Consider the following 21,614-nt stretch of genomic DNA (forward strand, 5'->3'; position numbering starts at 1 on the left):
CTGACACGTCCTGGTGGATACTCGTCTGCGAGTACTCGTGGACGAGGAGTGGTGGATGAAGCGGCGGAAGGTCGGCAACCTGCTCGGGCTCGCCGTGCTGTCCGTGCTGATCGACGGCCCCAAGCACCCGTACGAGATGGCCACCGTCATCAAGCAGCGCGGCAAGCAGGGCGACATGCCGATCAAGTGGGGCTCGCTCTACACCGTCGTCGCGAACCTGGAGAAGCACGGCTTCATCGAGGCCGTCGAGAGCGTGAAGGACGGCGGGCGGCCCGAGCGGACGGTCTACCGGATCACGCCGGCCGGGCACGAAGAACTCGAGGACTGGGTCCGGGAGCTCGTCGGCACGCTCGACCCGGAGCCGCCGCGGTTCAAGGCCGGGCTGTCGATGCTGGGCGTGCTCGGCCCGGACCAGGCCACGCGGCAGCTGCGGCTCCGGCTCACCGAGCTCGACGAACGCGCGGCGGCGCTGCGGACTTCGCTCCAGCAGCTGCGCGCGCTCATGCCGCGGCTGTTCCTGGTCGAAGTCGAGTACGACCTGGCGATGGTGGAAGCGGAAACGCGCTGGGTGCGCGGCTTCCTCGACGAACTGACCAGCGGCGCCGTGCCCGGCACCGACGCGTGGCGGCGCTGGTACGAGACCGGCGAATTCCCCGACGACCTGGGGGAGTTCGTGGAGAAATAGCACGGACCCCGGGTGGTGCTGGCACACCGCCCGGGGTCCTCGACCCCGAACCGAGCACGCCCGGCCCCGAGGTGGCACGAAAAGGATAACCGGGCGGCTCTTCGGTTCGGCTCAACCGAAGAGGAGAGAGCCATGGAGACGACCCGCAAGCACCGGGTGCCCGAGATGGAGGGCCTGCAGGCCCGTTGGTACGCGAAGAACCGCGGCACGGCGGCCCAGCTCGCGCAGTACCGCAGGCAGGCCGCCGAGGTCACGTCCGGGCTGCCGGACGGCGCTGAGATCCTGGAGGTGGCGCCCGGGCCCGGCTTCTTCGCCGTCGAGCTGGCGAAGCGCGGCTTCCGCGTCACCGGGCTGGACATCAGCCACACGATGGTCGAGATCGCCCGGGAAACCGGCGCCGGCCTGGAGATCGACTTCCGCCAGGGCGACATCACGCACGCGCCCTTCGCGGCCGAGTCGTTCGACTTCGTGGTCTGCCAGGCCGCGTTCAAGAACTTCCGGCAGCCGGTCGCGGCGCTGGACGAGATGCACCGGGTGCTGCGCCCGGGCGGGTTCGCGGTGATCCACGACCTCAACCACGAAGCCACCTCCGCGGACATCGGCCGCGAGGTCGAATCGATGAACCTCGGCGTGGTCAGCGGCTTCACCGTCCGGCAGACGCTGGGCTGGCTGCGCCGCCGCGCGTTCACCCCGGCGCAGTTCGAGGAGCTGGCCGCGCAAAGCGCGTTCGGCGCCTGCTCGATCACGGCCGACGGCATCGGCCTGGAGGTCCGCCTCACCAAGCCGTAGCTTTCACGTGAAAGCGACCACCTGGGGGCGTAGCTTTCACGTGAAAGCTACGCCCTTCGGGTCAGCGGGGGGCCATGCGCAGGGAGCCGTCCATGCGGATGACCTCGCCGTTCAGGTAGTCGTGGTCGATCAGCGAGAGCGCGAGCTGCGCGTACTCGTCCGGCCGCGCGAGGCGCTTCGGGAACGGGATGCCGGCGGCGAGCGTCGCGCGGAACTCCTCGCTGACCGTGGCCAGCATCGGGGTGTCGACGATGCCCGGCGCGATGGTCAGCACGCGGATGCCGTGCGAGGCCAGGTCGCGGGCGGCCGGCAGGGTCATGCCGACGACGCCGCCCTTGGACGACGAGTAGGCGACCTGCCCGATCTGGCCGTCGAACGCGGCGATCGACGCGGTGTTGATGATGACGCCGCGGGCGTCGTGCTCGAGCGGCTCGGTCTTCGCGATCGCCTCGGAGGCGACGGTCAGCACGTTGAACGTGCCGATCAGGTTGATCTGGATGACCTTCGCGTACAGCGCGAGGTCGTGCCGGCCCTTCTTGGACAGGATCCGCGCGGACGGCCCGATGCCGGCGCAGTTCACCACGGTCCGCAGCGGGACGCCGGCCCCCGACGCCGTCGCGACGGCCGCCTCGACCTGCTCGACGTCGGTGACGTCGGCCTCGACGTAGGTGATGCCGTCGACCTGCTCGGCCTTCTCGATCGACTGCGCCAGGTCGAGCGCGAACACCTTCGCGCCCTTGGCGGCGAGCGCCTTCGCCGTGGCTCCGCCGAGGCCCGACGCGCCGCCCGTGACGAGCGCCGCGGTGTCCGTGATCTGCATCTGTGCCGTTCCCTTCGCTGCTCCGGTTCGCGGACTCAGGTTAACGCTCGTTCGCACGCGCGGTTCGTGTCTTCGCTCACCGCTCTCGGGGGCGTCTGTTTCCGTTAGCGTCGTGGTCAACTCCGGCTGTCACCTTCAGCACCATGACGCCAGCTCGGATCGTGGTGGTAGGTACCGGTTACGTCGGCTTGACCACGGGGGCCTGCCTGGCCAGTCTGGGGCATTCCGTCACGTGCGTGGACGTCGATCGCGCGAAGGTGTCCCGGCTCGGCGCGGGCCGCGTCGACATCCTCGAACCCGGGCTCGCCGACCTGGTCACCCGCGGCATCGCCGCCGGGCGCCTCCAGTTCGTCGTCGGCGCGCGGGACGCGGTCCGCGACGCGCAGGCGGTGTTCCTCTGCGTGCCGACGCCGATGGGGGCCGGCGGCTCCGCGGACCTGCGCGCGGTCGAGGCGGTGACCACCGAGATCGGGGACGTCCTGCCCGCCGGGTGCGCGCTGGTCACGAAGTCGACCGTCCCGGTCGGCACGTCGGAGCGGATCCAGGCGATGCTCGGCCGGCCCGACGTGCCGGTGGTGTCCAACCCCGAGTTCCTCCGCGAAGGCACCGCGGTCGCCGACTTCCTCGGGCCGGACCGGATCGTCGTCGGCTCGGCCGACCTCGCCGCCGCGCGCTGGGTCGGCGAGCTGTACGCCGAGCTGGACGCGCCGGTCGTCGTCGCCGACGCCGCCAGCGCCGAACTGGTCAAGTACGCCGCGAACTGCTACCTCGCGCTGAAGCTGTCCTACGTCAACTCGATCGCCGAGCTGTGCGAACGCCTCGGCGCGGACATCACGCTGGTCACCGAGGGCATGGGTTACGACCGGCGGATCGGCCGGACGTTCCTCAAGCCGGGCCCGGGCTGGGGCGGCTCGTGCCTGCCGAAGGACACCAGCGCGCTGGTCAAGGTGGCCGAGTCGGTGAACTACGACTTCAAGATGCTCACCTCGGCCATCGACGAGAACATCGCCCAGCGCGACCGGATCGTCGCGAAGATCGCCGGCGCGGTCGGCGGCACGCTGGCCGGCGCCCGGATCGGCCTGCTCGGCCTGGCGTTCAAGGCGGGCACCAACGACCTGCGCGACTCGCCCGCGCTCGCCGTGGCGTCCGTGCTGGGCGCGCTCGGCGCCGAGCTGACCGCCTACGACCCGGCGATCGACGGCGGCCTCGACGGGATGACCGTCGTCGACGACGCCTACCAGGTCGCGAAGGACGCGGACGTCGTCGTGGTGCTGACCGAGTGGGCCGAGTTCAAGCACCTCGACTGGGCGGCGATGGCCGAGCTCATGGACGGCATCGACGTCGTCGACACGCGCAATCTGCTCGACCCGCGGGTGCTCGTCGAAGCCGGGCTGGCCTGGCAGGGCGTCGGGCGGCCACGAGCGGCGGCGCGGGTCAAGGTGTCGTGAAATACGGTGCCCGGCGCGACCTCCTTGGCTAAGGTGATCAGCACGGCATCGCGTGTCGGTCACCGGCTGGGTGAGGCATGGAGGTGGCGGGAGTGCCCGTGGAGGCATTTCAACCGTGTCAGTTTCCGTTGAGTTGAACCATCTGATCGTCCCGTCCCGGAACAACCGGGAATCCGCCGAATTCCTGGCGAACCTGCTCGGCCTCGAAGTGGGGCAGGAATGGGGTCCGTTCATCCCGGTCGAGACCCGCAACGGGGTCCGGCTGGACTTCGCGACCGTCCCCGAAGAGGACCTTCGCCTGCAGCACTACTGCTTCTTGATCCCCGAAGACGACTTCGACGCCGTGTTCGCGCGGCTGGTCGAAACCGGCGTGACCTACCACGCCGATCCGATGGGGAAGCAGCCCGGCGAAATCAACCACAACCACGGCGGCCGTGGCGTGTACTTCCTCGATCCCGGCGGCAACGGGATGGAGATCATCACGCAGCCGTACGAGCCGGAGCGGCGGCGTCCGACGGCTTGGTAATTCGTTAGCGTTGCGTACTATCGGGGGCATGTTCACGACGCGGCCGGAGCTGGCCGGCACCTTCGGGATGGTGGCATCGACGCACTGGCTGGCTTCGGCCACCGGGATGGCGGTGCTGGAGGACGGCGGCAACGCGTTCGACGCGGCGGTCGCCGCCGGGTTCGTCCTGCAGGTCGCCGAGCCGCACCTCTGCGGGCCGGCGGGCCAGGTGCCCGGCCTCTTCGTGACCGCGGACGACCCGACCCCGCGGGCGCTGGCCGGTCAAGGCCCGTCGCCCGCGGGGGCCACGCCCGAGCACTTCGCGTCGCTGGGTCTGGACCTGATCCCCGGCAGCGGCCTGCTCCCGGCGACCGTCCCGGGCGCGTGGGACGGCTGGCTGCTGCTGCTTCGCGACTACGGCACGAAGTCGCTTCGCACGGTGCTGTCCTACGCGATCGGCTACGCCCGCAACGGTGTTCCGCTGGTGTCGCGCGTCTCGGACACGATCGGCGCGGTCGCGGGCTTGTTCACCGAGCACTGGCCGACGTCGGCCGCGCTGTGGCTGCCGGACGGCAAACCGGCGTCGGGCCTGCAAAAGAACCCGGCCCTGGCGGACACCTGGGAACGGCTGCTGCGGGAAGCCGAAGCCGTCCCGGGCCGCGAAGCGCAGATCGACGCCGGACGTCGTGCCTGGTCACAGGGTTTCGTCGCCGAAGCGATCGAGGAGTTCAGCCGGACCGCGTTCCGCGACGACTCCGGCCGCGACCATGCGGGCCTGCTGACCGGCGACGACCTGGCGTCGTGGTCGGCGACGTACGAGGAACCGGCGTTCGTGGACGTCGACGACTGGCGCCTGGTCAAGATGGGTGGCTGGACGCAGGGGCCGGCACTGCTCCAGCAGGCGTTGCTGCTGCACGGCTTCCGCGACGAGTTGTCCTTTGTGGACGGAGTCGCGTCGGAGCGCACGGTGCACCTGGCGACCGAGGCGGCGAAGCTCGCCTTCGCGGACCGCGAAGCGTGGTACGGCGACACGGACGTCCCGCTGGATGTCTTGCTCTCGCCGTCGTACACGGACTCGCGACGAGCGTTGATCACCGACACGGCGTCGGATTCCCTGCGCCCGGGCGACGCCCGCGGCCCGGCCCGGCTCCCGGCGATCCTGGACTCACTGCGGGGTGTGCGCGTCGAAGGCGGCGCCACGGGCGAGCCGACGGTCGGCCCCCAGGGCCAGACCCGGGGCGACACGGTCCACCTGGACGTCGTCGACGCGGCCGGCAACCTGGTTTCGCTGACGCCGTCGGGTGGCTGGCTGCAGTCGAGCCCGACGATCCCGTCGCTCGGGTTCTGCCTGGACTCGCGCGGGCAGATGTTCTGGCTGGAGCAGGGCCTCCCGAATTCGCTGGCCCCGCGCAAGCGCCCCCGGATCACGCTGTCCCCGTCCCTGGCCCTGCGCGACGGCGTCCCGACGCTGGCGTTCGGCACCCCCGGCGGCGACCAGCAGGACCAGTGGCAGCTGTGCTTCTGGCTCGCCCACGTCTACGGCGGCCTGAACCTCCAGGAGTCGATCGACGCACCGGCCTGGCACACGACGGCGTTCCCCAGCTCGTTCTACCCGCGCTCCTGGAACCCGCGCGAGCTGGTGGTGGAGTCCAGGCTGGGAAAGTCCACTTTGGACGGCTTGCGCGCCCGCGGCCACGAGGTGGTGGACGCGGGCGATTGGGCACTGGGCCGGTTGTCGGCGGTCTCCCGAACGGACGGGTTGTTGCGAGCGTCGGCCAACGCCCGCGGCATGCAGGGCTACGCCGCGGGGCGTTAGGGCGCGAGCGAGGTCCAGCCGCCGCCCTCGGCGAGCAGCGTGCGCACTCCCTCGGCGTGGCCGGCGAACCCGGCGAGATCGTTGTGCAGCAGCGCCATCCGCTCGCCGTCGAGCGGGGTGGTGTCGCCCTGCCACAGCTCGCAGATCCAGCTGGCCGCCAGGTGCATCGACCGCACCAGCCCGGCGACCTCGGTCCCCGCGGCCGTGGAGACGATCTCGTCGCAGGCGTTCACCAGCTCACGCAGCCCGCACAGCCGAGTTATCCACATGCGCTCCGGCTATCCACAGATTTGCGGCGTCACTCTTTCGAGGCCCCCACTCCCGATACGCTGGACAAGGGGCCGGCCCCCGGAGAGGGCGGGGGCTGGGTAAGTGAGCCAGACAGGCGCTCGGCCCGAGGGATCAGCTGCCGGGCTTCTCCCACAGCCAGAACTCGATGCCCTGGTTGTCGACGCAGTCCGCCGTCGTCCCGTACGGGTGGTTCTCCACCTCACCCGCCCGGCCGCCCTGCTCGCGCACCCGCGTCAACGCCGCGGCGAGGTCGTCGACCGCGTACATCAGCTTCCAGCCCACCTGCCGGTCACCGGCCCACAACCCGCCCTCGAGGCCCGGCCCCGAGAAGCCCCAGGCGTCCGGCACCGACCCCGGCGTGAACTGCCAGCCCAGCACCGCGCCGTAGAACGACTTCGCGGGTTCGGCTTCCGGGACCTGGAACGTGAAGTACATGGCCTCACCCGGCTTCGGCGAGGCCGGGGCGGGGGCTGAGACCGCGGCCTGCGAAACCAGCCAGCGCTGCCCGAACGGGTCACGGAACGAGCCACCCCTTCCGTACGGCGAATCGCTCACCGCCCGGATCAGCGTCGCCCCGCGCTCCAGCGCCCGGGCCACCGACACGTCCGGGTCCGGCACCTCCACCCGCACCGACGCCCCACCCTCGCGTGGGGCGACGTGGCCGATCTCGGGGTATTCCTCGGCGAGCATCAGCACCGCGTCGCCGATGGCCAGCTCGGCGTGGCCGACGCGGCCGTCGTCCATCAGGATCGGGTCGCCGCGGCGGACGGCGCCGAACACCTCGACGTAGAAGTCGAGGGCGGCGCGGGCGTCGGACACCGCCAGGTACGGCGTCAGCGAGCGCAGTTCGGCGGTGGTGGCCGGCGCTTCGGAAGTGGTCGTCATCTCGGCTCCGTTCAGGATCGTGCGGCGCAGGTTGTCGCGCAGCTCGGCGGCGAAGTCCGGGTCGGGTTCGACCCGTGCGGAGGGACGGCGGAGCGCGTCGAACGGCTCAGGCATCGCGACCCTCCTTCTCTTCGTAGGCACGCCGGAACGCGGCGCGGGCCCGCACGAGCAACGCCTCGGTCGCGTGCACGCTGCGGCCCAGGTGGCCGGCGACCTCGGGCACCCCGAGGCCGTCGACGTACCGGAGGGTCAGCGCGGCCCGGTGGTGCGGGCCGAGCGAGTCGAGCACCTGTCTCGCGCGCAGGGCGTCGAGCTGCTCGTCCCACGGGTCTTCGACGTCCGGCTCGCTGTCGTGCACGAGCCGCAAGCCGCGTTCCTCGCGTTCTTTGCGCCGCCAGTGGTCGGCGAGCTTGTGCCGGGCGACGCCGATCAGCCACCCGGTGCTCACTGGAGGTGCGTATTCCTTGCGACAGGCGGCGACCGCGCCGAGGAACGTCTCGGACGTCAGCTCCTCGGCGAGCGTGCGGTCGCCGCAGCGGGACAGCAGGTACCCGTAGACCTCCGGCAGCGCGGTCTCGTAGAGGCCGAGCAGCGCGAAGGCCGGGTCCGGTCGTACCCGAGGTTCCGTCACACCTCCATAGTCGTCCGGGGGACGGCTTTTCCGACGGGTGAAATCCGGGATTTCTAAACCCGCGGGTCCGGCAGCCGCCGCCCGGTGATCGCGACGATCGCCGCCAGCAGCGCCACCACCCCGATCACCACCGCGAACGCGTCCCGGCTGCCCAGCGAGCCGGCGAGTGCCGCGTACAGGCTCCCCAGCGTCGCGACGCCCAGCGCCAGCGACGTCTGCTGGTTCGTCGTCATCACGCCGCTGCCCACGCCGGCCAGGTCGGTCGGCACGTGCGACAGGACGATCCGGAACAGCGTCGTCATGGCGAGGGCGTTCCCGACACCGATCGCCACCATCGACGGCGCCAGGTCGAGCACGGTCAGGTTCGGCCACTGCGCCAGCGTCGTGCACAGCAGCGCCACCATCCCGAGCGCCGTGACCGCGCCGCCGACCGGGACGACCCGCTGGCCGTAGCGGGCCACCAGCCGGCTGCTCAGCATCGACACCGTGAAGTACGCGACGGCCAGCGGCGTCAGCGCGACACCGGCGCCGAGCGGCCCGAAGTGCAGGCCTTCCTGCAGCGTCATGGCGTAGACGAACATGAACGAACCGAACGCGGCGAAGAACGGGATCGCCACCATCAGCCCGCGCCGGACGCTCGGCAGCCGCAGCACCGACGGCGGCAGCAGCGGCGTGCCGCCGGTCCGCTCCAGGCGCCGTTCGACGTGGACCAGTGCCGCGGCCGCGAAGGGGAAGACGGCCAGCAGCGCGATCGTCCACGCCGGCCAGCCCAGCGCGCGGCCTTCCATCAGCGGGACCAGCAACGACAGCAGCGTCACGGCCAGCAGCAGCGTGCCGAGCCGGTCGACGCCCAGCGGGTTGTGCGCGCGGCTCTCCGGCAGGCGGCGGGCCAGCACCAGCACCACCAGGCCGATCGGCACGTTCACCAGGAAGATCGGCCGCCAGCCGCTGCCGAACAGGTCCGCGGCCACCAGGCCGCCACCGAGGAGCTGGCCGACCACCGTGGAGAGGCCGCCGGTCGCGCCGAACAGCCCCAGCGCGCGCGAGCGCTCTTCGCCGGACGTCGTCGCCTGGATGATCGAGAGCACCTGCGGCAGCAGCAACGCCGACGCCGCCCCCTGCGCGGCGCGGGCGATCACCAGCGTGCCCGCCGTCGGCGCGAGCCCGCAGGCCAGCGACGTCAGCGTGAACAGCCAGAGGCCCCAGAAGAACAGCCGCCGCCTGCCGAACGAGTCGCCGAGGCGGCCGCCGACCACCAGCAGCACCGCGTACGCGATGCCGTAGGCGGCGACCACCAGTTCCAGGGTCGCGGTCGAGGCGTGCAGGTCGGCGTTGATCGTCGGCAGCGCGACGTTGACGATGAAGAAGTCGATGATCGGCAGCGCCGCCCCCAGCAGCACCGTGACCAGGCCGGCGGGGGTCAGCCCAGGCCGGACGGGAGCGCCGGTGGTGTTCGGCGCGAGTTCAGTCGTGGTCATGGGTACTACGATCGACCCGGTTTTAAACTGGTACCAGTTGGTGTTCATCCTGGTACTGCCACTACCTGGTACCAGTTTCGCGGGCGTGCCATCCTGGCACCATGACCACCGCCGTCGAATCCGAACTGCGCCGCCAGGAACTCGCGAGGTTCCTGCGCAGCCGGCGCGAGCGGATCACGCCCGAGCAGGTCGGGCTCCCGATCCTGGGCCGCCGCCGCACGCCGGGGCTGCGCCGCGAAGAGGTCGCGCAGCTCGCCGGGGTGGGGGTCACCTGGTACACGTGGCTGGAGCAGGGCCGCGACATCAACGCGTCCGAGCAGGTGCTGCAGGCGATCGCCCGCACGCTGCGGCTCGACCCGCACGAGCACACCCACCTCTTCCGCCTGGCCGGCGCGCCCGAGCCCGAAGGCGAGAAGGACTGCCAGGTCATCACGCCGGCGATGGAGCTGATGCTCCGGAAGCTGGAGCCGTACCCGGTCGCGGTCCGCAACGCGCGCTGCGACCTGCTCGCCTACAACCGCGGCTACACCTGGCTGATGGGCGACGTCGACGCGATCCCGTTCGCCGACCGCAACACCCTGGTCCAGTGCCTGCTCAACCCCGAGTGGCGCGCGCGGATGCTGGACTGGGAGACGAACATCCCGCGCGTGATCGCGTCCTTCCGTGCGGCGATGGCCGACCACGTCGCCGAGCCGGCGTGGAAGCAGCTGGTCAAGCGCCTCAAGGCGGAGTCGCCGCTGTTCGCCGAGCTCTGGCCGCACCACGACGTCAACTCGGAGCCGATCCGCACCAAGCGTTACCAGCACCCCGACGTCGGGCTGCTGCGGTTCAACTTCACCTACCTCCACTACGGCCGCCGCTCGGAGATCACCGTGTCGACCTACACCCCGGCCGACGAGGAGACCGCGGCGAAGCTGCCGCTCGTGTTCTGACTACGGCGTACGGCGTACGCGGGGAGTCGCTCCGAGACGGACGCGGCCCGGCCCCGCGACCGGTAGTTTTCGCGGCATGAGATGGCCGCCGTGGGTGGGGCGCGTGGTGCGCACCGTCGTCGTCACCGGGTTCGTGCTCGGGGCGACCAGTGGTGCGTCGCGCTGGCAGCCCGGCTCGCCGCCGATGACGCCGCTCGCGGTCGCGTGGCTCGCCGCCACCGGGCTGACGCTGCTGCTCGTCCACCGCTTCCCGCTGACGATCTTCCTGCTCACGACGGCGTCGGCGTTCGGCTACTACGCCTCCGGGCTGCCCGGCGGGCCGGTCATCCTCGTCCCGACCGTCGCGCTCTTCCTGCTCACCCGGCAGCGCGGGCCGCTGACCGCCGGGATCACCGGGTCCGCCGCGCTGGCCGTGCTCTACCTGGTCCACATCGTGACGTCGGGGTCGTTCGCGCTGGAGTTCGGCGCCGGGTTCCTCGTCGTCTGGCTGGTCGCGGTGATCGGCGTCGGCACCGCCGTGCGGTACCAGCTCGACGCGCTCGCCGCCCGCCGCGAGCAGGCCGACGAGCACCGCCACCGGCTCGCCGAGCAGGAGCGGCTGCGCATCGCCCGCGAGGTCCACGACGTCGTCGCGCACAGCCTCGCCATGATCAACGTCCAGGCCGGCGTCGCCGCGCACGTCGCCGACCGGCGGCCCGAGCAGGCGAAGGAGGCGCTGCTGAACATCAAGGCGGCCAGCGCGTCCGCGCTCAAGGACCTCCGCGCGACCCTGGCCGTGCTGCGCTCCGGCGAGGACAAGGCACCCGCGCCGAGCCTCGCCCAGGCCGGTGAGCTGCTGGACCACGCCCGCGACGCCGGGCTGGCGGTTGACGTCCACGGCGAGCCGGGCGACCTCCCGGCGCCGGTCGACGCGGCCGCGTACCGGATCCTGCAGGAGTCGCTGACCAACGTCGTCCGGCACGCCGACCGGCCGGAACACGTCGACGTCCGGTTCGAGCGGCGGCCAGGTGCCTTCACGCTGAAGGTGCGTGACGACGGCCGCGGTACAGCCCAGCCGACGCCCGGCCACGGCCTGCGGGGCATGGGCGAACGCGCCGCGGCGCTCGGCGGCCGGTGCACCGCCGGGCCGGTCGACGGCGGTTTCGAAGTGTGCGTCGAGCTACCGATCGAGGGGGAAGCATGATCCGCGTCCTGCTGGCCGACGACCAGGTCCTGGTCCGCGCCGGGTTCCGCGTGCTGCTGGAGACCGAGGACGGCTTCGAGGTGTGCGGCGAGGCGGGCGACGGCGAGCAGGCCGTCGCGTTCGCCGTCGAGCACCACCCGGACATCGTCGTGATGGACGTCCGGATGCCCGGTGTCGACGGCCTCGAAGCGACCCGCCGGATCACCGCCAACCCGGACCTCGCCGGGACGAAAGTGCTGGTCCTGACCACGTTCGACGTCGATGAGTACGTCTACGAAGCCCTGCGCGCCGGCGCGAGCGGGTTCCTGCTGAAGGACACCGAGCCGGTAGAGCTGCTGCGCGCGCTGCGGGTGGTCGCGAGCGGCGAGGCGCTGCTGGCGCCGACGGTCACGCGCCGGCTGATCCAGGAGTTCGTCGGCCGCCCGGAGAACCGGCGCGTGGACACCAGCGCCGTCCGCGAGATCACCGACCGCGAACGCGAGGTCCTCGCGCTCGTCGCGGGTGGCATGTCGAACGACGAAATCGCCGCCCACCTGGTGATCTCGACGGCCACCGCACGCACCCACGTCAGCCGCATCATGACGAAGATCGGCGCACGCGACCGGGCCCAGCTGGTGGTGCTGGCCTACGAGTCCGGCCTGGTCAGCCCGCGTCGCCCCGCCTGACCACCCGCACGGTCCGCACCAGGAACACGACGGCGAGGACCGAGACCAAGCAGATCCAGATCACGGCGCCTCCTCTCCCGGCCGACTCTCTGCTCAAGAGGCGTCCGGGAGTGGGACGGCGTTCATCGACACGGCCGAACTCACCCGTTCGGGTCAGTTGTTGGTGCGCTCCGTCGGCGGCGCCTTCTGGACCTGCGCGGTCAGCAGCGTCTTGAACGAGTTGAGCGTCGCGTCCTTGGACGGGCCGAACGAGTCGATGATGATCACGCGGTTGTAGAGCACGTAGACCGCGCGGTAGACCTGCTGGTTCGCGTCCGCCGCCGAGAACACCTGGACGCCGTGCAGCGACAGGTTGCGGTTGACGGTCAGGCCGCCTTCCTGCTCCGCGTTGCCGTACTCGGCGGCCACCGCGGAGGCGGCCTGCGCGTTCGGCAGCTCCAGCGCGAACAGGCCCAGCGTGACGTCGCCGTCCTTGGTCGTCTTGAGCAGGCCTTCGGTCATGCCGCTCTGCTTGGCCTTCTCGATGACCGTGGTCGGCAGGTACTTGGCCGACTGCAGCTTGTCGAGGTCGAACTCGCCACCGCCGGCGCGGGTGGTGCCCGCCGGGGTGACCAGCGCGGCGGAGTTGTCGGCAGGCTCCGGCTTGGCCGCGGGCGGCTCCGGGAGCGGCTTGACGGTCGGCGCGGGCGGCGGCTGCTGCTGGCTCGAGCTCTGCGCGACCGGCGGGTTCTGGCCGCCGTCCTTGATGAACAGCGCCCAGACGCCGAAGCCGAGGCCGGCCACCACGAGCACCGCGATGACGGCGAAGGCGATCTTCTTGCCCTTGCCGGACGACGGCTGGGTCTGGAAGCTCTCCGGGCCCTGGCTGATCCAGTCCGCGTTGTTCGACGGCGCCAGCGGCGGGAAGTCCGAGCCGCCCCACGGCGGGCTGACGTCCTGCTGCTGCGCGCCCCACGGGTTCTGCTGCTGCATCGGCTGGGCGAACCCGCCGGCGGGGGAGTGCTGGCCGTACTGCGGGGGCGGCTGCTGCTGCGGGAACCCGCCCGACGGCGAGTGCGGGTGCTGCTGTTGCTGCCACTGCGGGACCACCTGGGTCCGCTCGCCACCGCCGGCGTCGGCCGCGGAGACGACCTGCGTCGCCTCGGCGGAGTTCTCCTGCGGCTGCTGGGGCGGCGACACCGGCGGGATGATCTGGGTCTCGGCGGCGTTCCCGGACGACTGCGGCTGGGCGGGCTGTGCGGGGGCCGCCGACTGGCTCTCGCCGGTCGACACGGCCATGGACAGCACGCGATCCCGGCGCGCCCGGTATTCGTCGGCCGTCAGGTTGCCTGCCGCGAGCTCCTCGTCAAGCCTGCGCAGCTCTTCCTGCCAGGTCACCCCGGTACCCCCTTGGGTATATCGCCTGCGAGTGCGAACCGGAGGTCCGCACGGAGTCATTGTGCACGGGTGTGCTCACCTGTTCGTCGCCCACCACCCCGTCGTTACCTCCGCGTGGCGGAGGTCAGCGCGGGTGGGCGGCGAGCACCTGCCCGAGCAGGTCGATCGTCTGGTCGCGCAGCAGCGCCGACGACCCGCCGATGACGCTGCGCTCGACCAGCTCGAAGGTCACGACGTCGCGGTCGGCGAACAGGCCGGCCAGCTCCGGCGCGGTGCTCTGCGCCACCGTCTCGGCGTGCACGATGGTGACGTCCTGGCAGGCCGCGGCCAGGAACGGGCTGGCGAACTGGGTGAACGAGTCGGCGACCACCGCCGTGTTCGGAGCTATCGAGCCCGGCGGCTTGGCGCCGTCCGGCTGGCTCAGGTGCAGCGGCGTCTTGAAGTCGCTGGCGATGTAGCGGGTGCGGTCGGCGCCGCCGTCGGTGGCGAGGCTGTAGGTCGTCAGCGAGCGCTGCTCGTTCTTGCCGAGCACGCGGGCCAGGTCGGCGGGCCACGGCCGGACGCCGTTCGGGGCCGCCTGCCAGTTCGCCGTGGTGCCGGGCTGGATGGCCGCGCCCAGCGCGTACGTCATGACCAGGCCGCCGTCGAACGACCAGTGCGTGTCGTTGCGGTCGTACAGCGAGTGCCCGACGCGCTTTTCCGCGTCGGCGAGCGCGGGGCGCAGGTCGATCGCGCCGGACTCGCGCGGGACGCGGTTCCAGAACTCGGCGGTCCGCGCCTGCGCGCACGGCTTGCCGACGTAGGTGTCGGGCAGGTGCGACGGCTCTTCGCTGTACTTGTCCGGCGCGATGACCAGCTCGAACTTCCGCCCGGACCGCTCGACCACGCCCCGCAGCTTCCGCAGGGCGGCGACGACGTGGTCGGTGTCCATCACCGGGCGGCACCGCGCGTTGACGTCCTCGCCGAGGTACAGCCAGCCGTCCTTGCCGGGGAGCACGGTCGGGTAGACGTACCCCGGGACGTCGCCGGTGTTCGGCTGCCCCTGGTCGACGCCGACGGTGCCGCCGTCGTGGCTGGTGCCCTGCCCGGACCCCGGCGGGTCGCCGAAGACGCCGGTGCCGACCGCGTCGGCGGCCTGGACCCCGGCCTGGCGCAGCGGCAGGTGGTCGGTCGCCCAGCCGGACAGGCCGGTGAAGAAGCCGAAGCCCTCGGACAGACTCGGGAAGTCGCGCAGCGGCCGGTTTTCGAACGCCTCGGGCCGCACGCCGACCGCGGACAGGAACAGCGGCGTGACGAAGAAGAAGGCCGCGCAGGCCAGCGCCGTGCGCTGCCGCTTGCTGTGCCGCGGCCGGTAGAGGTTGTGCTCCTTGGGCAGGAACGACTCCGGGGTCCTGGGCAGCAGCGGCGGGGTGGGCAACTGCGACGGAGGACGGGAGGACACGGCCGTATCCTAGCGCCGGGCCGGTGACAGGCGGTTCGGAACAGGTGAACCCGAGGGGACGTGCGATGAACGGTGGCCGAGGACCGGGCTACGAGGCGCGGCTGGCCAGGGAGCGCGAAACCTTCGCCGGCCAGGAGGAGATCCACGGCAACCTGCCGCCGTCGGCGCACCGGTGGTCCAACCGGCACGTGCGCCCGAAGCTCGAAGCGCTCGGCGTGCCGGGCCTCGACGAGCTGATCGTCGGGCAGATCGCCGACCGCGCGCGAGTGCTTTCCCGCGACGCCGTCGTGCTGTCGCTGGGCAGCGGCAACGGCGACCAGGAGCTCGGCTGGCTGCGCGGCCTGGCCGCCGAAGGCCTGGACAACGTCCGGCTGCGGCTGCTGGAGCTCAACCCCGAGATGCAGGCGCGCGCCGAGGCGTCCGCCCGCGAGCAGGGCGTCGCCGACCGCGTCGAGCTGATCACCGCGGACTTCAACACCTGGCGCGCCGACGCCGAGCACGACGTCGTCGTCGGGTTCCAGGCCCTGCACCACGTGCTGGACCTGGAGCACCTCTACGGCCAGATCAAGACCAGCCTGACCGCGGACGGCGTGCTGGTCGTGCACGACATGATCGGCCGCAACGGGCACCGCCGCTGGCCCGAAGCGCACGAGGTCGTCGACCGGATCTGGGCGACCCTGCCGCCGGAGCTGCGGCACAACTCGCTGACCGGGCGGACCGACGAGCGGTTCGAAGACGTCGACTGCGCCGCCGACGGGTTCGAGGGCATCCGGGCCCAGGACGTCCTGCCGGTGCTGCTCGACCACCTGCACCCGAGCCTGTTCCTGCCCTACGGCAACGTGATCGACCCGTTCGTCGACCGCATCTACGGCCACAACTTCGACATGGGCAACCCGGAACACGTCGCCCTGATCGACGAGATCGGCGTGCTCGACGACAGCCTGCTCGACCTCGGGCTGGTCACCGGCACGCGGCTGACCGCGCTGTTCCACCCCACGCCGCAGCCGCTGCGGGTGCACGGCAACCGGACGCCCGAGCGGTCGGTGCGCGACACCCGCGTCGTCGATCCCGCGGGCCGCGTCTCGTTCCGGCCCGGCGGCACCAACGGCGAACGGCTGGTGCGTGGCGCGGGCCTGGTGACCGGGCGGATGAACGGCATCGCGCACGACGACTGGGCGGCGCCGTCGGTCGAGTTCCCGCTGCTGACGACCGCCGCGGTCGAAACGATCGAGCTCAAGACCTACCTGCCCGACGACGCCACCGAGCACGGCAGCGTCACGGTGTCCGTGGACGGCGTGCCGGTCGCGAAGGCCGACGTCGGCGCCGGGCTGACCGAGCAGGTGCTGCCGGTCCGGCTCGCCGCCCACCGGCAGGTGCGGCTCTCGCTCGACGCGGACTGGTCGATCACCGCCGGGCTGGGCGGCGACCGCCGCACCCTGGCGTACGTCCTGGTCGGACTGGACCTCCGCTAATCTGCCCGCCATGGGCAAGGGGACGAGCGGTGAGCGCCTGATCGAGTGGACCGGCGAGCGGTGCGTGCCGTGGACCGACGACCTCCAGGTGATCTACGAGCACTACCACCGCTACGCGTTCGCGAGCCGGTTCACCGACGGCAAGCGCGTCCTCGACCTGGCCAGCGGCGAGGGCTACGGCGCCGCGCTGGTCGCCACGGGAGCCCGTGAGGTCGTCGGGCTCGAGATCGACCCCCGGACCGTCGAGCACGCCAGGGCCCGCTACCCGCACGTCCGGTTCGAGGTCGGCTCGATCACCGACCCGGCCGCGCTCGACGGCGAGGTCTTCGACGTCATCACGTGCTTCGAGGCGATCGAGCACGTCGACGAGCAGGACCGGCTGATGGAACTGGTCCGCAACCGGCTCGCGCCGGGCGGGGTGTTCCTCTGCAGCACCCCGGACATCGAGGTCTACACGCACGACCACGGCAACGAGAACCCCTACCACGTGCACGAGCTGACCGAATCGGCGTTCCGCGCGCTGCTGGCCGGCAGCTTCGAGCACGTCGTCGTGCTGCGGCAGAACGTCGCCGTCGGCTCGCTGATCCACGACAACGGCGCGGGTGCCGGCGCGGAGGTCTTCGCGCTGCAGCCCGACGACGCCGACGGCTGGGTCATCGAACCGGGCGCGCCCCACACGTACTTCGTCTCCGTCGCGTCGGCCGAGCCGCTCGACGTGCCCTCGACGTCGGCGCTGATCGACCCGAAGCTGACCCTCGTGGCGCGGGCCGCCGCCGAGGCCGGCCGCCTGCGCGACGGGCTGGGCCGCGCGGAAGCCGAACGCGACCAGGCGACGGCGTCGGTCACCCGGCTCACTGGTGAACTCGCCACGGTCACCGCGGCCGAGCAGCGGGCCGCGGCCGAACGCGACGAGGCGCTCCGGCAGGCCGAGCACGCCCGCGAGGACCGGCAGCGCGCGGCCGACGAGCTGAACCGCTTGCAGCGCAAGGCGGGCTACGACCGCGAACGCCTGGAATGGCTGGCGCGCAACAACACCGGCCTCAGCGAAAGCGTCGGCAGGCTCGCCGCGGAGAACGAGAAGCTGCGCGCCGAGACGTCCGCGCTGGTCCAGCGCGCGATCGGGAAGTACCGCGGCACCATCGAGAAGTACGCGCCCCGCGGCACCCGCCGCCGCGACTTCTACGAGACGGCGCTCGGCCGCCCGGCCGGCGTGCTGCCCGGCGAGCCCGTCGGCGTCCCCGGTCCGGTCGCGGTGACCACCAGCGACCAGCCGATCGTCAGCGTCGTCATCCCGGTGTACGGCAACTGGAACTACACCCGCGGCTGCCTCGACTCGATCCAGCGGCACCTGCCCTCGACGCCGTTCGAGGTGATCGTCGTCGACGACAAGTCGCCGGACGACTCCGCCGACCGCGTCGCCGGGTGCGCCGGGGTCCGGCTGATCCGGGCGCCGAAGAACCTGGGCTTCGTCGGCGCCTGCAACCTCGGCGCCGAGAACGCGCGCGGCGACTTCATCTTCTTCCTCAACAACGACACCGAAGTCCGCGCGGGCTGGCTGGACGAGCTGGTCGCCGTCGTCGAGACGCGGCCGGACGTCGGGCTCGTCGGGTCCAAGCTGGTCTACCCGGACGGCCGCCTGCAGGAGTGCGGCGGCATCATCTGGGCCGACGGCACCGGCTGGAACTACGGCAGGCTGCAGAACCCGGACGCGCCCTGGTACCAGGCCCTGCGCGACGTCGACTACTGCTCCGGCGCGGCCCTGCTCGTCCGCCGTGAGCTGTTCGAGCGCGTCGGCGGCTTCGACCAGCGCTTCGCGCCCGCGTACTACGAGGACACCGACCTCGCGTTCGCCGTGCGGGCGGCCGGGTACCGGACGATGGTCCAGCCCGCGTCGGTCGTCGTGCACCACGAAGGCATCACCAACGGCACGGACGTCTCCTCCGGCGTGAAGCGCCACCAGGAGCTCAACCGCGGCGTCTTCGTCGACAAGTGGAGCGTCCAGCTGCGCGACCACTTCCCCGAGGCGAGCCCGCGCGCGGTCTGGGCCGGGCGGCAGCGCACGAAGGACGGCCACCGCGGCGGCACCGTGCTGGTCGCCGACCACCAGGTGCCGATGCCGGACAAGGACTCCGGCTCGGTGCGGATGTCCCGCATCCTCGAACTGCTCGTCGGCCTCGGCCAGCGCGTGGTGTTCATGCCGCTGAACAACGCGCTCCCGGAGCCGTACGCCGACGCGCTGTACCGCGCGGGCGTCACCGTGGTGACCGGGCTCGGCGAACAGCTCGAGTTCCTGCGCGACGCCGGCGCCGACCTGAGCCTGGCGATCCTGTCGCGGCCGCACGTGGCCTGGCAGCTGCTGGAGCAGGTCCGCGAGCACGCGCCCGACTGCGTCATCGCCTACGACACGGTCGACCTGCACTTCGTCCGGCTCAACCGGCAGGCCGACCTGGCCGCGCAGCTCGGCGAGACGCGTGAAGAGCTGACGCTGCGGCGCCGCGCCGAAGTGCTGCGGGAGTCCGAACTCGGGCTGACCCGCGCCACCGACGTCACCTTCGTCGTGTCCGATGTGGAGCGTGCGCTGCTGCAGGAGCTCGTGCCGTCGGCACGCGTCGAGGTGCTGTCCAACGTGCACTACGCGAACGGCTCGGTCGCGACCCCCGAAGGCCGCTCCGGCGTGCTGTTCGTCGGCAGCTTCGACCACCTGCCCAACCGGGACGCGGCCCGCTGGCTGGCGGAGGAGATCATGCCGCTGGTGCGCCGCCGCCGTCCGGACGCGGTCGCGCAGATCGTCGGCAGCAACCCGCCGCAGGAGATGTTCGACCTCGAGCGCGACGGCGTCGTCGTCCGCGGCTGGGTGCCGAACCTCGAAAGCGCGTACGGCGAGACCCGGGTCGTCATCGCGCCGCTGCGCTTCGGCGCGGGCGTGAAGGGGAAGCTGGGCGAGAGCCTCGGCTACGGCGTCCCCGTGGTCGCCACCCCGCTGGCCGCCGAGGGCATGCACCTGACGCACGGGCAGGACGTCCTCGTCGGCGCTTCGGCGCAGGAGCTCGCCGACGAGATCGTCACCCTCCTCGAGGACGACAAGCTGTGGCAGCGGCTGTCCGAAGAGGGCAAGACCGTCGTGGACCGCCTGTTCGGCGCCGACGTCGCCCGCCGCACGCTGGCCGGGGTGCTCGACCGGCGCGGCTGATCAGCTCGGCGGCAGCGCTTTCTTGAACACCGCGACGGCGTTGTCCAGGCTGGTCTTCAGCTCGTCCTTGTCCTTGGCGAACGGCTGGGACGCCCAGAGCACGACGGCGACCTTGCCCGAGGTGTACCAGGTGCCGTCGAGGCGCTGGTCGTCGTTGCGGCCGGTGACCGACGCGGGGTCGGCCGCGATCGGGACGAACCCGCCTGCCGCGGCGGCCTCGCGCAGGTAGTCGACGATCGCCTTCGCGCCCTCGGCGTTTTCGGCGGGGATCGCGTAGCCGAGGAACCCGGTGTCGCCGGCCGACGAGGCGCGGTACACGAGCTGCGTGACGCCGTGCTGCGAGAAGACCTGCGCGGCCTCCTTGGGGTACAGCTTCAGGTCCAGGCCGCGGGCCAGCGACATCGTCGAGCTCTCCGGGTGCTGCATCCCGGGCAGCGGCGGCACCTGGTCCTCCAGCTGCGGCTGGGACGCGGCGACGGGCGGCTGCGTCACCGACGGCGTGAACGACGAGAGCGCGCTGGGCGCCGGGTCGTCCTTGCCGAGCCACAGCGTCGCGCCGACGACCATACCGAGCACCACCAGCACGCCCAGCGCGATGAACGGCCAGGTCGGCCGGCCCGACGACGGGCCGTCGGTGTCCCACCGGTGCTTGCCGGCGGTGCCGTCCGGTTCGAGCTGCGGCGGGCGCGTTTCGCCACCCGGCGGCGTGATCGGCGGGAACCGGCTGCCCGGACCCTGCTCGGCGGGCCCGTCGACGCGCAGGTAGCGGGTCGGCGTGATGTCGGCCGGGCTCGGCGCGGTCGTCATGTGGTCGGGGATCGCGGGCACGTGGCTCGTCGAGACCGTCTTCGGCAGCCCGGTCCGCTGCCACGGCGGGGGCGGCAGCGGCGCGGGCCGGGGCGACTCCACGCGCTGCTGCGGCGGGACGGGGTGCACCGGCGCGGGTTGGCTCGCGGGGTTGGCACTCCGCCAGGTATCACCCGGACGGCGTAGCGGCGAGGGCACCGGTGACGGCACCGTCGAACCGGAGGCCTGCGCGAGCAGCTCATCCCGCTGTTTGCGGTGGTCAGCGGGCTCGATGCGACCCTCGGCAAGCTCCGCGTCGAGACGGCGAAGCTCTTCCTGCCAGCTCATCCAAGGACCCCCATCCACCGTTCGGGGCATCAGTCTGGCACGCGCTGCCGACCTGCGAGGTTGCGGTTTGAGGTTGATCGGCAACGTAGCGCAAGTCGGCCGCTTTCGGGAGTCCCCTCGCGGGTCACCCGTCGAGCGGCCGAAAACTGTCGTACATATGTTCTAAAATTGGCGTTGTCCAGGGGAGATGCCGCTCGCGACCGCGGGCGGCGTGATGGAGGAAGGCAGGGCCATGGCCTACATCACCCTGTCCACGTTCGTGGGCTACAGCGCGAGTTCCGGTCCGTCGCGGTCGTCGTTCGTCCGGCGGCAGCGGAGGCAGTACGAAGACCCGGCGCGAGCGGCGTTCAACTACTACCGGCGGGCGGCCAACGCGGTGCGGTCCGGCCGGGCGGCGAACCAGGACGAGGTGGCGCTGCGCGCGCTCGTCAACGCCGCCGACGACCGGACGAAGCCGCACTACGCGGCGATAGCCGAGGGCTGGCTGCGGTACCTCGGCCGCAAGTCGCCGAAGCTGGTCGAGGTCGGCCGCGGCCGCTGCCGGATCGGCGAGCTGGAGATCGGCGTCAGCCCGCAGATGGGGCTCCGCAAGAGCGACGGCCGCCGGTACGCCACCTGGCTCTACTTCAAGGAGGAGCCGTTGACGAAGTCGTCGGCGCAGCTCGCGCTGTGGGTGCTGGAGCAGGCGATGCCCGACGTCCTGCCGGGCGGCGAGGCGCTGGTGATCGACGTCCGCCGCGCGAAGGAGTACCAGCTCTCCGCCCGTGATCGCGAGCGGCTGAGGCCCTGGGCACGCAGTGAGGCCTCGGCGTTCCTCACCCTCTGGGACGCCGCCTGAGCCGGGGAGGCGCCGGGTCCGCCCGGCGCCTCCC

The 21,614-nt window shown here is 71.9% G+C and carries 19 protein-coding genes; 11 read left to right on the forward strand and 8 right to left on the reverse strand.

The window, feature by feature from the left end:
• The first annotated feature begins 55 nt into the window (after positions 1-55).
• Complete coding sequence (locus EIY87_RS18530) at positions 56-685, forward strand: PadR family transcriptional regulator (protein WP_125309547.1); 630 nt, start codon at positions 56-58, stop codon at positions 683-685.
• Positions 686-817: 132 nt separating this feature from the next.
• Positions 818-1,474 (forward strand): class I SAM-dependent methyltransferase, encoded by a 657-nt coding sequence (locus tag EIY87_RS18535; protein WP_125309549.1) that lies wholly within the window; start codon positions 818-820, stop codon positions 1,472-1,474.
• A 61-nt stretch (positions 1,475-1,535) separates the two neighbouring features.
• Here EIY87_RS18535 and EIY87_RS18540 read toward each other — a convergent pair whose 3' ends face one another.
• Positions 1,536-2,294, reverse strand: coding sequence for an SDR family NAD(P)-dependent oxidoreductase (locus tag EIY87_RS18540; RefSeq protein ID WP_125309551.1), 759 nt, complete (start codon positions 2,292-2,294; stop codon positions 1,536-1,538).
• A gap of 143 nt (positions 2,295-2,437) precedes the next feature.
• Between EIY87_RS18540 and EIY87_RS18545 the strand changes: the two genes are divergently transcribed.
• The 3 genes from EIY87_RS18545 to EIY87_RS18555 all read left to right on the forward strand — a co-directional run bounded on the left by EIY87_RS18545 (position 2,438) and on the right by EIY87_RS18555 (position 6,063).
• Positions 2,438-3,742 (forward strand): UDP-glucose dehydrogenase family protein, encoded by a 1,305-nt coding sequence (locus EIY87_RS18545; protein ID WP_125309553.1) that lies wholly within the window; start codon positions 2,438-2,440, stop codon positions 3,740-3,742.
• A 133-nt stretch (positions 3,743-3,875) separates the two neighbouring features.
• The gene (locus EIY87_RS18550; protein ID WP_318531893.1) at positions 3,876-4,268 is read left to right on the forward strand and encodes a VOC family protein; all 393 of its coding nucleotides are present in this window, start codon (positions 3,876-3,878) and stop codon (positions 4,266-4,268) included.
• Between the two features lie 28 nt (positions 4,269-4,296).
• A complete protein-coding gene (locus tag EIY87_RS18555) occupies positions 4,297-6,063 on the forward strand; it encodes a gamma-glutamyltransferase family protein (RefSeq protein WP_125309557.1) in 1,767 nt (588 codons plus the stop codon).
• Here the strand turns inward: EIY87_RS18555 and EIY87_RS18560 are convergent.
• The 4 genes from EIY87_RS18560 to EIY87_RS18575 all read right to left on the reverse strand — a co-directional run bounded on the left by EIY87_RS18560 (position 6,060) and on the right by EIY87_RS18575 (position 9,348).
• The gene (locus EIY87_RS18560; protein WP_225439924.1) at positions 6,060-6,332 is read right to left on the reverse strand and encodes a hypothetical protein; all 273 of its coding nucleotides are present in this window, start codon (positions 6,330-6,332) and stop codon (positions 6,060-6,062) included. The two genes, EIY87_RS18555 and EIY87_RS18560, sit on opposite strands and share 4 nt — an antisense overlap.
• 133 nt (positions 6,333-6,465) lie before the next feature.
• Positions 6,466-7,353, reverse strand: coding sequence for a VOC family protein (locus tag EIY87_RS18565; protein ID WP_125309559.1), 888 nt, complete (start codon positions 7,351-7,353; stop codon positions 6,466-6,468).
• Positions 7,346-7,870: an RNA polymerase sigma factor gene (locus EIY87_RS18570; RefSeq protein WP_086858133.1), complete on the reverse strand. Its 525-nt coding sequence runs from the start codon at positions 7,868-7,870 to the stop codon at positions 7,346-7,348. Before EIY87_RS18570 ends, EIY87_RS18565 begins: the two co-directional genes overlap by 8 nt.
• A 53-nt stretch (positions 7,871-7,923) precedes the next feature.
• Positions 7,924-9,348, reverse strand: a complete 1,425-nt coding sequence (locus EIY87_RS18575; protein WP_125309561.1) for an MFS transporter — start codon at positions 9,346-9,348, stop codon at positions 7,924-7,926.
• Positions 9,349-9,449: 101 nt separating this feature from the next.
• Here EIY87_RS18575 and EIY87_RS18580 point away from each other — a divergent pair, with 101 nt between their 5' ends.
• The 3 genes from EIY87_RS18580 to EIY87_RS18590 all read left to right on the forward strand — a co-directional run bounded on the left by EIY87_RS18580 (position 9,450) and on the right by EIY87_RS18590 (position 12,128).
• Positions 9,450-10,280 carry a helix-turn-helix transcriptional regulator gene (locus EIY87_RS18580; RefSeq protein WP_125309563.1) on the forward strand — a complete coding sequence of 277 codons (831 nt, stop codon included), beginning with the start codon at positions 9,450-9,452 and terminating at the stop codon, positions 10,278-10,280.
• Positions 10,281-10,356: 76 nt separating this feature from the next.
• The gene (locus tag EIY87_RS18585) at positions 10,357-11,463 is read left to right on the forward strand and encodes a sensor histidine kinase (RefSeq protein ID WP_191984150.1); all 1,107 of its coding nucleotides are present in this window, start codon (positions 10,357-10,359) and stop codon (positions 11,461-11,463) included.
• Complete coding sequence (locus tag EIY87_RS18590) at positions 11,460-12,128, forward strand: response regulator (RefSeq protein WP_125309565.1); 669 nt, start codon at positions 11,460-11,462, stop codon at positions 12,126-12,128. Before EIY87_RS18585 ends, EIY87_RS18590 begins: the two co-directional genes overlap by 4 nt.
• Positions 12,129-12,281: 153 nt before the next feature.
• Here EIY87_RS18590 and EIY87_RS18595 read toward each other — a convergent pair whose 3' ends face one another.
• Entirely contained in the window at positions 12,282-13,505 is a 1,224-nt protein-coding gene (locus EIY87_RS18595) for a DUF1707 domain-containing protein (protein ID WP_125309567.1), read from the reverse strand.
• A gap of 124 nt (positions 13,506-13,629) precedes the next feature.
• Entirely contained in the window at positions 13,630-14,922 is a 1,293-nt protein-coding gene (locus EIY87_RS18600) for an alginate O-acetyltransferase AlgX-related protein (protein WP_191984169.1), read from the reverse strand.
• Positions 14,923-15,011: 89 nt separating this feature from the next.
• Between EIY87_RS18600 and EIY87_RS18605 the strand changes: the two genes are divergently transcribed.
• Both EIY87_RS18605 and EIY87_RS18610 read left to right on the forward strand, forming a co-directional pair.
• On the forward strand, positions 15,012-16,418 hold the full coding sequence (locus EIY87_RS18605) for an SAM-dependent methyltransferase (protein ID WP_125309569.1): 1,407 nt from the start codon (positions 15,012-15,014) through the stop codon (positions 16,416-16,418).
• 10 nt (positions 16,419-16,428) lie between these two features.
• Complete coding sequence (locus EIY87_RS18610; protein WP_125309571.1) at positions 16,429-19,608, forward strand: glycosyltransferase; 3,180 nt, start codon at positions 16,429-16,431, stop codon at positions 19,606-19,608.
• Here the strand turns inward: EIY87_RS18610 and EIY87_RS18615 are convergent, their stop codons facing one another.
• Entirely contained in the window at positions 19,609-20,742 is a 1,134-nt protein-coding gene (locus EIY87_RS18615) for a hypothetical protein (RefSeq protein WP_125309573.1), read from the reverse strand. It lies immediately after the preceding gene.
• 232 nt (positions 20,743-20,974) lie between these two features.
• On the opposite strand from EIY87_RS18615, the gene EIY87_RS18620 reads away from it, so the two are divergent.
• Positions 20,975-21,580 (forward strand): hypothetical protein, encoded by a 606-nt coding sequence (locus tag EIY87_RS18620; protein ID WP_125309575.1) that lies wholly within the window; start codon positions 20,975-20,977, stop codon positions 21,578-21,580.
• Positions 21,581-21,614 lie beyond the last annotated feature (34 nt).

The organism is Amycolatopsis eburnea (assembly GCF_003937945.1).
Lineage (GTDB): Bacteria > Actinomycetota > Actinomycetes > Mycobacteriales > Pseudonocardiaceae > Amycolatopsis > Amycolatopsis eburnea.

Excerpts from the sequence above, each read along its gene's own strand:
- EIY87_RS18530 (WP_125309547.1), top strand. The coding sequence starts at position 56 with ATGAAGCGGCGGAAGGTCGGCAACCTGCTCGGGCTCGCCGTGCTGTCC.
- EIY87_RS18535 (WP_125309549.1), top strand. The coding sequence starts at position 818 with ATGGAGACGACCCGCAAGCACCGGGTGCCCGAGATGGAGGGCCTGCAG.
- EIY87_RS18540 (WP_125309551.1), bottom strand. The coding sequence starts at position 2,294 with ATGCAGATCACGGACACCGCGGCGCTCGTCACGGGCGGCGCGTCGGGC.
- EIY87_RS18545 (WP_125309553.1), top strand. The coding sequence starts at position 2,438 with ATGACGCCAGCTCGGATCGTGGTGGTAGGTACCGGTTACGTCGGCTTG.
- EIY87_RS18555 (WP_125309557.1), top strand. The coding sequence starts at position 4,297 with ATGTTCACGACGCGGCCGGAGCTGGCCGGCACCTTCGGGATGGTGGCA.
- EIY87_RS18560 (WP_225439924.1), bottom strand. The coding sequence starts at position 6,332 with ATGTGGATAACTCGGCTGTGCGGGCTGCGTGAGCTGGTGAACGCCTGC.
- EIY87_RS18565 (WP_125309559.1), bottom strand. The coding sequence starts at position 7,353 with ATGCCTGAGCCGTTCGACGCGCTCCGCCGTCCCTCCGCACGGGTCGAA.
- EIY87_RS18575 (WP_125309561.1), bottom strand. The coding sequence starts at position 9,348 with ATGACCACGACTGAACTCGCGCCGAACACCACCGGCGCTCCCGTCCGG.
- EIY87_RS18580 (WP_125309563.1), top strand. The coding sequence starts at position 9,450 with ATGACCACCGCCGTCGAATCCGAACTGCGCCGCCAGGAACTCGCGAGG.
- EIY87_RS18585 (WP_191984150.1), top strand. The coding sequence starts at position 10,357 with ATGAGATGGCCGCCGTGGGTGGGGCGCGTGGTGCGCACCGTCGTCGTC.
- EIY87_RS18590 (WP_125309565.1), top strand. The coding sequence starts at position 11,460 with ATGATCCGCGTCCTGCTGGCCGACGACCAGGTCCTGGTCCGCGCCGGG.
- EIY87_RS18605 (WP_125309569.1), top strand. The coding sequence starts at position 15,012 with ATGAACGGTGGCCGAGGACCGGGCTACGAGGCGCGGCTGGCCAGGGAG.
- EIY87_RS18610 (WP_125309571.1), top strand. The coding sequence starts at position 16,429 with ATGGGCAAGGGGACGAGCGGTGAGCGCCTGATCGAGTGGACCGGCGAG.
- EIY87_RS18615 (WP_125309573.1), bottom strand. The coding sequence starts at position 20,742 with ATGAGCTGGCAGGAAGAGCTTCGCCGTCTCGACGCGGAGCTTGCCGAG.
- EIY87_RS18620 (WP_125309575.1), top strand. The coding sequence starts at position 20,975 with ATGGCCTACATCACCCTGTCCACGTTCGTGGGCTACAGCGCGAGTTCC.